The sequence below is a fragment of the Streptomyces sp. CO7 genome, assembly GCF_053474865.1.
Genome location: NZ_JBRIOU010000006.1, coordinates 443,110 through 452,715, shown reverse-complemented (window position 1 = coordinate 452,715; position 9,606 = coordinate 443,110). Strand labels below are relative to the sequence as shown.

Genomic DNA, 9,606 nt, shown 5'->3' with positions numbered 1-9,606 from the left:
CCACCGGAGTACCCCGATGACCCCGCCGCCCCCGCTCCCGCAGCAGCACCTGGCCGACACCCTGGGAGGACGGCTGATCGTGTCCTGCCAGGCGCCGCCCGGCGACCCGATGCGTCACACCGGCACCCTCGTCCGGATGGCCATGGCGGCCGAGGCCGGCGGCGCGGCGGCCGTACGGGTCAACGAGCCCGAGGTCGTCGCCGCCACGGTCGCGGCCGTCGGCCTGCCGGTGATCGGGCTGTGGAAGGACGGCGACACGGGCGTCTACATCACCCCGGGCGTGCGCCACGCGCTCGCCCTCGTGCAGGCGGGGGCGGCCGTGGTCGCGGCCGACGCGACCGCCCGGCCGCGACCCGACGGCAGCACCTTCGCCGAACTGGTCGCCGCGGTGCACGCGGCCGGGGCCCAGGTCATGGCGGACGTCTCCACCCTCGCGGAAGGGCGTCAGGCTGCCGCGGAGGGCGCCGACCTCGTCTCGACGACCCTGTCCGGCTACGTGCCGGGCTCCCCGCGGCAGACGGCCCCCGACCTGGCGCTCGTCGCGGAACTCGCCGCGGCGATCGACGTCCCGGTGGTGGCCGAGGGCCGCATCGCGACGCCGGCCCAGGCCGCCGAGGCGCTGGCCGCCGGCGCGGCGAGCGTGGTCGTGGGCACCGCCATCACCGCCCCCACGGCCCTGACCCGCCTGTTCGCGGGGGCCCTCCCGCGGTGACCGGGGACCCGCGCGTCCACGCCTGACGCCCAGGACCGGGTCGCGACGGCTGCCCGGGGGTTCACCCCTCCGCCCCCCGGGCAGCCTTCGTGATCCGGCCCTGAGCGTGCGGGTGAGGAGACGTCAGCGGGAGACGTTCTCCGAGGCCGTGAGCAGGCCCAGTTCGCGGCGGCTCGGCAGGCCCTCCCAGTCGCCCGGGACCGTGCAGGCGAACGCTCCGGTCGCGGACGCCGTGGTCAGCCGCTCCGACAGGGGACGGCCCGCCAGGAGCTCGGCCAGGTAACCGGCCACGAAGGCGTCGCCCGCCCCCACCGTGTCCACCGCGTCGACCCGCAGGGCCGGCATCCGCACCCGCTCGCCGTCCGCGACCGCCGCGCACCCGTCCGCGCCCAGCTTCACGACCGCCTGCGAGGGACCCAGCGCGCACAGCGCCGCGGCCACCTCGAGCGGATCGTCGTCCGCGGCCACGAACAGCTCGGCCTCCTCCGGCCCGGCGAACACCACGTCCGCCTCCCGGACCAGCCAGGCCAGCCCCTCCGCCGCCTGCGCCGGACTCCACAGCTTCGTGCGGAGGTTGACGTCGAAGGAGACCAGCAGCCCTCGCTCCCGGGCCGCCGACACCGCGTGCCGCACCGCCCCGGCGGCCGACGCCGACAGCGCCGGGGTGATGCCCGTGACGTGCAGCAGCCGCGCGTCGTGGAAGACCTCGTCCGGGACGTCGGCGGGGGAGAGTCGGGACCCCGCGCTGCCGGCGCGGTAGTACCAGACCCCGGCCGTGCGGGCCGTGCGCCGCTCCTTGACCATCAGCCCGGTGGGCGCCCCCGCGTCCACCACCGCCCGCACGTCCAGCCCCTCGCCGCGCAGCTCGCGCAGCACCCGCTGCCCGAACGGGTCGTCGCCGACCCGCCCGATCCAGGTCGCGGACACGCCGAGCCGCCGCAGGCCGACGGCCACGTTGCTCTCCGCGCCGCCTATGCCCAGGCTCATCACCGGCACGTGCGCCAGGGCGCCCACCCGGTCGGGCGCGAGCAGCGCCATGGTCTCCCCGAGGGTGACGACCTCAGCCACCGGACACCTCCGCCGCCGCGTCGCGCACGCTCCGCACGACCTCGCGCGCCCGCACCCGCAGGGCGCCGAGGGCGCCGCCGGACAGCGCGTCGCCGAGCAGCGGACCGCCCAGGCTGACGGCCGGGCAGCCGACCCGGATCCACTCGCCGGCGCTCGCCCGGTCCACGCCGCCGGACGGGATCACCGGCATCGCCGGGAACGGGCCGTGCAGGTCCTTCACGTAGCGCGGCCCCACCGCGGAGGCAGGGAACAGCTTCACCGCGCTCGCCCCGGCCGCCCAGCCGGTGCGCAGCTCGGTCGGCGTCAGCCCGCCCGGCACGATCGGCACGCCCCGCTCCACGGCCGCGCGGATCAGCTCCGGGTCGGTGTGGGGCGTGACCACGTACCGGGCCCCGGCCGCCAGCACCGCGTCCAGGTCCTCGACCGAGAGGACCGTGCCCGCGCCCACCTCGACGTCGGGCCCGAGGGAGCGGGTCAGCTCGGCGATCGCGTCGACGCCCCCGGCGGTGGTCAGCGTCACCTCGAAGCTGCGCACCCCCTCCTCGGCCAGGGCTTCCGCCGCCGGCCGCAGGTACGAGGCGTCCGCGGCGCGCAGCACCGCGATCACCCGGCTCTCCAGCAGGATCGGGCTCAAGGGGATGCTCATCGGTGCTGCTCCTTCGTACGGGCCCGGCGGCGCGGGGGAGCGGAGTCCTCGCCGTCGAACAGTTCGGGATGGCGGTCGCGGATGGTTTCCACGTCGGCGAACACCTGCCGCAGGTGGCCGCGGAGCGCGCTGTCCGCGCCGCCCTCGTCGCCCCGCTCCAGGGCGTCGACCACGTCGGTGTGCTGCTGCACCAGCAGCGTGATCCGGTCCTCCAGGGGGAGGGACAGCCGCCGCGCGCGGTCCAGGTGCGCCTTGGCGTGGCCCACCACGGACCAGGCGTCGCCGTGTCCGCCGACCGCCATGAGGCGGGCGTGGAACTCCTCGTCGAGCCGGAAGAACGTCTCCGGGTCGCCGCGCCGGTCGGCCTCCGCCTGCCCGGCCAGCAGGGCCCGCAGCTCCAGGACGTCGCGCTCGGTGGCCTGCGCCACGCCGTCGCGCAGGGCGGCCAGCTCCAGGGCCTCGCGGACGAACTGGGCCGAGGCCACGGCCTGCGGCCGGATCCGGGAGACGAAGGTGCCCAGCTGCGGATAGACGTCCACCAGGCCCTCCTCGCCGAGGAGTATCAGGCTCTCGCGGACCGGGGTCCGGCTCACGCCGAGCTCGGCGGCCAGGTCGTTCTCCGAGAGCGCCGCGCCGGGGCTCAGCTCCAGCCCGACGATCCGTGCCCGCAGCAGCTCGTACACCAGCTGCCTGGTGTTCCGCCCCCGCGCCCGCGCCGCGTGCAACCCGTTGACCGCCGAAGCCATCCCGGGCCTCCCCTCTTGACGTTGTCCGGTGTACTTGTATGGTAGCCGACGAACTCAGGGGCCGCAGGCATTCCGGGCGCTTCTCCCCAGCTCCCTCCCGTCCATGCGGCCGCCCCCCTGCAAGGAGGCAGGCAGATGAGCAACACTCCCGCCACGGCGTCCCCGGCCACGGCGTCCCCCGAGCTGGCGACGTCCAAGGACGTCCGCCGGACCGTCGGCGCCTCGGTCGTCGGCACGGTCGCCGAGTACTACGACTTCTTCATCTACGGCACCGCGTCGGCGCTCGCCTTCAACAAGGTGTTCTTCCCCGAGGTCGACCCCACCGTGGGCACCCTCGCCGCGTTCTCCACCTACGCCGTCGGCTTCTTCGCACGGCCCCTCGGCGGCCTGGTGTGGGGCCACATCGGCGACCGGGTCGGACGCAAGAAGGCGCTGGTCTTCACGCTGCTGCTGACCGGCCTGGGCACCTTCGCGGTCGGCCTGCTGCCCACCTACGACCAGATCGGCATGTGGGCCGCCGTCATCCTGGTCCTGGTCCGCCTGATCCAGGGCTTCGGCGTCGGCGGCGAACAGGGCGGCGCGGTCCTGCTGACCGCCGAGGCGGCCCCGCCCGGGAAGCGCGGCTTCCTCGCCAGCTTCGTCCAGCTCGGCTCGCCGGCCGCCTACCTCATCCCGACCGGCCTGTTCGCGCTGCTCACCACGCAGCTCTCCGAGGAGGCGTTCCTCTCCTGGGGCTGGCGGGTGCCGTTCCTGCTCAGCATCCTGGTCGTCGCCGTCGGCGTCTTCATCCGCCTGCGGGTCAACGAGTCCGAGACCTTCCAGAAGGCCAAGGAGCAGCAGAGCACGCACCAGACCGCGCCGCTCAAGCTGCTCGCCCGTGACCACAGGCGCGAGCTGTTCGGCGGCCTGTTCACCAAGTTCGTCGAGGCCGCGGTCTTCCCCTTCTACACCGTCTTCCTCGTGACGTACGCCAAGGAGCACGGCGTCGACGAGGGCATGGTCCTCAACTCCGTGCTGATAGCCATCGCCTGCGAACTGCTCGCCATCCCGCTGCTCGGCCGTCTCACCGACAAGGTGGGCCGCAAGCCGGTCTACCTCGCCGCCGCGGTCCTCAACCTGGTCCTGGTCGTCCCCGCGTTCAAGGCGATCGAGACCGGCGACATGGCCGTGATCGTCGCCCTCCTGATCGCGGGCCTCGCCCTGGGTCACGCAGGCACCTATGCGCCGCAGGCCTCCTACTTCCCCGAGCTGTTCCCGGCCCGCGCCCGCTACAGCGGCGTCTCGGTGGTCTGGCAGTTCGGTTCGATGATCGCCAGCGGCCCGTTCACCGTCGTGGCGGCCGCGCTGCTGATCGCCGGTGACGGATCCTTCACCTGGGTCGCCGTGTACGTCACCGCGCTGATCCTGGTCAGCATCGTCGCCCTGTACTTCATGCCGGAGACCGCCCCCGGCCGGCGCGGCGGTGCCGAGTACGCCGACTGGGGCCGCGGCGAGGACGCCGCGGGCGCTCCAGCGGCCACCACCGCCGCACGCGTCACCACGCACGCCGGCAACTGATCCACCACGCTCCCACGCTCCCCGGGAAGGGCTGTTCCATGGCCACCATCACCGAGGCGAAGGTCGTCGTGACCTCGCCCGGCCGCAACTTCGTCACCCTCAAGCTCACCACCTCCGACGGGGTCACGGGGCTGGGCGACGCCACCCTCAACGGCCGTGAACTCGCCGTCGCCTCCTACCTCCGCGACCACCTGGCCCCGCTGCTGATCGGCCGCGACGCCGACCGCATCGAGGACATGTGGCAGTACCTCTACAAGGGCGCCTACTGGCGTCGCGGCCCCGTCACCATGACGGCGATCGCCGCGGTCGACACCGCTCTGTGGGACATCAAGGGCAAGGTCGCCGGCATGCCCGTGTACGACCTCCTCGGCGGCAAGGCCCGCGAGGGAGCCCTGGTCTACGGCCACGCGAGCGGCGCCACCGTCGGCGAACTGCTCGAGGACGTCGCCCGGTTCCAGGAGGCCGGCTACCGCGCGATCCGCGCCCAGGCGGCCGTGCCCGGCGTCGCGGGCACGTACGGCGTCCGCAAGGGAGCCGTCTACGAGCCCGCCGCGGCGGCCCTTCCCGAGGAACAGCTCTGGGACACCGAGAAGTACCTGGACTTCGCGCCGCGCTACCTCGCCCGCATCCGGGAGGAGTTCGGGTTCGACTTCCACCTGCTGCACGACGTGCACCACCGGCTGACCCCCACCGAGGCGGGACGGCTCGGCGCGCGGCTGGAGGAACTGCGGCTGTTCTGGATGGAGGACCCGAGCCCCGCCGAGCTGCAGGAGAACTTCCGGCAGATCCGGCAGGCCACCACCACGCCGATCGCGGTCGGCGAGGTCTTCAACTCGATCTGGGACTGCCAGCAGCTGATCACCGAGCGGCTGATCGACTACATCCGCTGCTCGGTCGCCCACGCCGGCGGCATCACCCACCTGCGGCGCATCTTCCACCTGGCCGAGCTGTACCAGGTCCGCACCGGCTCGCACGGCGCCACCGACCTCTCCCCGGTCAGCATGTCCGCCGCCGTCCACCTGGACGTCACCGTGCCCAACTTCGGCATCCAGGAGTACATGGAGCACGACCCCCTCACCCACGAGGTGTTCCGCCCCACCTACGAGCTCCGCGACGGCGCCCTGCACCCGTCCGACGCCCCGGGACTCGGCGTGGAACTCGACGAGGACGCCGCAGCCCGCTTCCCGTACGACCCCAGGTACCTCCCCGTGGGCCGCCGTACCGACGGGTCGGTGCACGACTGGTGACCAGGCTGCAACTCGGCGCGCTGGCCGGACTGCCGAAGGGGACCGGCCCCCTCGTCGACCCCCGCTCCCTCGGCACGCGCGTCGTCCACCTCGGCCCGGGCGCCTTCCACCGCGCCCACCAGGCCGTCCACACCGAACAGGCCGAGGCGCTGCACGGCGGGGGGTGGGGCATCGCCGGCTTCTCCCAGCGCGGGCGCGGCGTGGTCGAGCAGCTCGCCCCGCAGGACGGCCTGTACTCGCTGACCCTGCGCACCCCCGAAGGGCCGCGCAGCCGCGTGGTCGGCCAGCTCCGCGAGGCCCTGCACGCGGCCGACGACGCGGACCGGCTGCGGGCCCTGCTGGCTTCCCCGCAGGTCACCGTGGTCACCCTCACGGTGACCGAGAAGGGCTACCGCCGCGCCCCCGGCGGCGGCCTGGACACCGCCGACCCGCTGGTCGCCGCCGACCTGGCAGGCGCGCCCGCCCCGGCGAGCGTGCCCGGTCAGCTGGCCCACGGCCTGCGCACCCGGCGCGTGGTCTGCGGGGCCCCGCTGAACGTCGTGCCCTGCGACAACATGGCCGACAACGGGCAGGTGGTGGCCCGCCTCGTCCGCGAGTTCGTGGAGGCGTCCGGCTGGGACGACCGCGACACCCTGCTCGCCTGGATCGACGAGGCCGTCGCCTTCCCCTCCACGGTCGTCGACCGGATCGTCCCGGCCACGACCGACGCCGACCGGGACGCCGCGAGCGAGCTCCTCGGCGTCCGCGACGAGGCGGCGGTCACCGGCGAGCCGTTCACCCAGTGGGTCCTCCAGGACGCCTTCGCGGCGGACCGGCCCCGCTGGGAGGACACCGGGGCGCTCCTCGTCCCGGACGTCGCGCCCTACCAGGTGATGAAGCTGCGGCTCCTCAACGGCAGCCACACCCTGCTGAGTTGCCTCGGCCTCGCCGACGGGCGGGAGACGGTCGCCGACGCGATGACGGCGCCGTGGGCCGAGCCGGTGCTGCGCGCCTACGCCGCCGAGGTCGCCCGGAGCCTGCCGGCCGGCCTCGACGCCGACGGGTACGTCGACGGCCTGGTGGTCCGGTTCGCCAACCCGGCGATGCGCCACCGGCTGCGGCAGATCGCCACCGACGGCTCCCTCAAGGTGCCCGAACGCTGGCTGGCCCCGCTGCGGGAACTGCGCGCGGCGGGCCACCCGGCCCCGGTGCTGGCCGGCGCCGTCGCGGCGTGGGCCCGCCACACCCGGGACGAGCGCCTCGACGACCCGGCGGCGGACCGCCTGCGCGCCGCCTGGGAGGGCCCCGCCGCCCGGGCCGTCCCGGCCCTCCTCGCCGTCCTCGGCGCGGAGGACCTCGCCGGGGACCGGCACTTCGTCGCCGAGGTACGCGAACACCTCGCTGCGCTGGACGTCCACGGGGCCGCGGCACTCCTCTGACCGCGACGCCGGTCCCCAGGGGCCCCTTGTGCATCGGCCCGTCACCCACGTGGTGGTGACGGGCCGACCCGGCCCGGATCACTTCCCGGTGTGCTGCTCCTCCACGTCGCAGTCGGTGTAGACCGGGGGCCGGGTCATCAGGGCCGAGAGCTGCTGGGCCAGCTCGCCGGTCTCGGGCGCGTCGCTGTTGGCCATGGCCGTCTCGTGGTCCGCGAACTCCACGACGGCGAGGTAGCGGTTGCCGTTCGCCCGGTCCTTGAGCAGCATGCGGGCGGTGGGGGCAGTGGTCCGGCCCGAGGCGCGGGACTGCTCCTCGTACTCGCTCATCCTCTGCCGCACCTCGTCGATGCGCTCGGTCTCGAAGTCGATGATCTGCACGAATTTCATGACGGTGGCCACTCCTCCTGGTGCACTGACCTGCGGCTGCTGACGCCCTCCGCCCTGCGCGGCCCGGCGCCACCGGGCCAACGACCGCCCGGTCACCAGGCAACGGGGAGTTCGGCCACCCGGGGTCGTCCGGGCACTTCGCCGGTCGGCGAGCCGACGTGTCCGGGCGGTCTGCGACGATGGCGCCATGGACGAGGAAGTCATTCCCATTCTTCGCGTCGAGGACGTTGCTGCGGCGGCGGTCGCCTGGTACGAGCGACTGGGCTTCACCGGGCAGTGGGAACACCGCTTCGAACCGGGGCTGCCCGCGTTCGTGGAGGTCGCCCGGGGCGGGGTGCGGTTGTTCTTGTCGGAACACGGAGGCGATGCCCGTCCCGACACGTTGGTCTACCTCCGCATTCGTGATGTCGAGGCCGTCGCCCGCGAGTTCGGTGTGCGGGCGGAGGACGCTCCGTGGGCGCGCGAGATCGAGCTGCGCGACCCCGACGGCAACCGGCTTCGGATCGGCACGCCGACGGAATGACACTCGCCGGCGGCGCGGTGGCAGGGAAACTGTGCCGGTGGCTGAGCGGGTACGCGTCCGCGAGATCCGGCCGGGAGCCGGAGTCAGGCTGCGGTCTTCCTGAAGTCCAGGTCGGCGTGGCGGACGGCGTGGGAGGCGGTGGAGACCGTGGCGCCGAGCATGCTGATGCAGCCGAAGAGCAGGAAGGTGGGGCCGGCGCCCCACATCTCCACCAGGAGGCCGAAGAGCGGGAACATCACCGGGGTGATGCCGACCGCGCTGAGCGCCTGGACGGCGGCGACCCGGCCCTGGAAGGCGAGGGCGGTGCTGGCCTGCATCAGGGCCATGGCCAGACCGCCGCAGAGACCGGAGACCAGCCCGGAGACGAGCGCCACGGCGACCGCGAGGGCGAGGTTCGGCATGACGCCGATCAGTCCGATGCCGGCGGAGGCGACGAGCAGGGTGATGTTGTGCCAGTGGCCGGCCCGGGGGAAGCGGCCGCGCACGACGAGCAGGAGCGAGGTCGTGCAGACGCCGGCGCTGAGAGCCGCGTTCACCCAGGCGCCGCCGGAGGGGCCCCAGCCGCGTTCCTCGGCGAGCAGGATGACGCCGATCGCCATCGGCGGGATGCAGCCGATCATCGAGAGCAGCCCGGAGAGGACGAGCGGGCCGACGACGGGCTCGTGACGCAGGTAGACGATGCCGTCGACCAGGTCGCGGCGGACGGTGGAGTCCGCGGCGGGCAGTTCCTCGGGCGGCAGCGGGGCCAGCCGGACCGCGACCAGGAGGAACAGCGAGAGGGCGAAGAGGACGCCGGTCACGGCGAAGGCGCCGGCGGGGCCGCCGAGCCCCATCGAGAGCCCGGCGAGCGGCGGACCGGCGATGTGGCCGGACCGCTGCACCAGGTTGCGCAGACTCTGCACCCGCATCAACTGGTCGCGGCCGGTGAGCCGGGGCGGCATGGCGCCGACCGCCGGCATGAACAGGGCGTCCACGACGCCGAAGACGAGGGCGAGCGCGACCAGCAGCCAGAGGCCGGGCGTGCTGAACGCGAGCGCTGCGGCGGCCGCGAGGATCACCACGGCGCGGACCGCGTCGGAGGAGATGACCACCAGGCGCGGGCCGAACCGGTCGGCGATCACCCCACCGCCGAGCATGAGGATCGCCCGGGGTATCGCGCCGACCGCCATCACCAGGCCGACCTGGGCCGGCCCGGCCACCTTCTGCGCGGCCCAGCCGAGCGCCACGAAGTAGGCGGCGTCGCCGACCACGGAGAACGTGTAGGCGATGAGCCAGCGCAGGACGTTGCCGTCCCGGTGCACC

10 protein-coding genes are annotated in these 9,606 nt (G+C 74.2%); 5 read left to right on the top strand and 5 right to left on the bottom strand.

What is annotated here, in order from left to right:
* Positions 1 to 16 precede the first annotated feature (16 nt).
* Entirely contained in the window at positions 17 to 712 is a 696-nt protein-coding gene (locus ACOV8S_RS23615; RefSeq protein ID WP_448320137.1) for a putative N-acetylmannosamine-6-phosphate 2-epimerase, read from the top strand.
* A 123-nt stretch (positions 713 to 835) separates the two neighbouring features.
* Here the strand turns inward: ACOV8S_RS23615 and ACOV8S_RS23610 are convergent, their stop codons facing one another.
* Genes ACOV8S_RS23610 through ACOV8S_RS23600 form a run of 3 tightly spaced genes read right to left on the bottom strand, consistent with a single transcriptional unit; the run spans position 836 to position 3,172 of the window.
* A complete protein-coding gene (locus tag ACOV8S_RS23610; protein WP_448320071.1) occupies positions 836 to 1,780 on the bottom strand; it encodes a sugar kinase in 945 nt (314 codons plus the stop codon).
* Entirely contained in the window at positions 1,773 to 2,426 is a 654-nt protein-coding gene (locus ACOV8S_RS23605; RefSeq protein WP_448320070.1) for a bifunctional 4-hydroxy-2-oxoglutarate aldolase/2-dehydro-3-deoxy-phosphogluconate aldolase, read from the bottom strand. The genes ACOV8S_RS23610 and ACOV8S_RS23605 overlap by 8 nt, the downstream gene beginning before the upstream one ends.
* The gene (locus ACOV8S_RS23600) at positions 2,423 to 3,172 is read right to left on the bottom strand and encodes a GntR family transcriptional regulator (protein WP_448320068.1); all 750 of its coding nucleotides are present in this window, start codon (positions 3,170 to 3,172) and stop codon (positions 2,423 to 2,425) included. The genes ACOV8S_RS23605 and ACOV8S_RS23600 overlap by 4 nt, the downstream gene beginning before the upstream one ends.
* Positions 3,173 to 3,307: 135 nt before the next feature.
* Here ACOV8S_RS23600 and ACOV8S_RS23595 point away from each other — a divergent pair, with 135 nt between their 5' ends.
* The 3 genes from ACOV8S_RS23595 to ACOV8S_RS23585 are packed head-to-tail and all read left to right on the top strand — an operon-like array spanning position 3,308 to position 7,394.
* Positions 3,308 to 4,729, top strand: coding sequence for an MFS transporter (locus ACOV8S_RS23595; protein WP_448320067.1), 1,422 nt, complete (start codon positions 3,308 to 3,310; stop codon positions 4,727 to 4,729).
* A gap of 38 nt (positions 4,730 to 4,767) precedes the next feature.
* Positions 4,768 to 5,976, top strand: a complete 1,209-nt coding sequence (manD, locus tag ACOV8S_RS23590) for a D-mannonate dehydratase ManD (RefSeq protein ID WP_448320065.1) — start codon at positions 4,768 to 4,770, stop codon at positions 5,974 to 5,976.
* The gene (locus tag ACOV8S_RS23585) at positions 5,973 to 7,394 is read left to right on the top strand and encodes a mannitol dehydrogenase family protein (RefSeq protein WP_448320063.1); all 1,422 of its coding nucleotides are present in this window, start codon (positions 5,973 to 5,975) and stop codon (positions 7,392 to 7,394) included. Before manD ends, ACOV8S_RS23585 begins: the two co-directional genes overlap by 4 nt.
* Positions 7,395 to 7,472: 78 nt before the next feature.
* Here the strand turns inward: ACOV8S_RS23585 and ACOV8S_RS23580 are convergent, their stop codons facing one another.
* Positions 7,473 to 7,781: a hypothetical protein gene (locus tag ACOV8S_RS23580; protein WP_448320061.1), complete on the bottom strand. Its 309-nt coding sequence runs from the start codon at positions 7,779 to 7,781 to the stop codon at positions 7,473 to 7,475.
* A gap of 187 nt (positions 7,782 to 7,968) precedes the next feature.
* Between ACOV8S_RS23580 and ACOV8S_RS23575 the strand changes: the two genes are divergently transcribed.
* On the top strand, positions 7,969 to 8,304 hold the full coding sequence (locus tag ACOV8S_RS23575) for a glyoxalase superfamily protein (RefSeq protein ID WP_448320060.1): 336 nt from the start codon (positions 7,969 to 7,971) through the stop codon (positions 8,302 to 8,304).
* A gap of 83 nt (positions 8,305 to 8,387) precedes the next feature.
* On the opposite strand, the gene ACOV8S_RS23570 is transcribed toward ACOV8S_RS23575, so the two are convergent.
* Complete coding sequence (locus ACOV8S_RS23570) at positions 8,388 to 9,605, bottom strand: MFS transporter (RefSeq protein WP_448320059.1); 1,218 nt, start codon at positions 9,603 to 9,605, stop codon at positions 8,388 to 8,390.
* Position 9,606 lies beyond the last annotated feature (1 nt).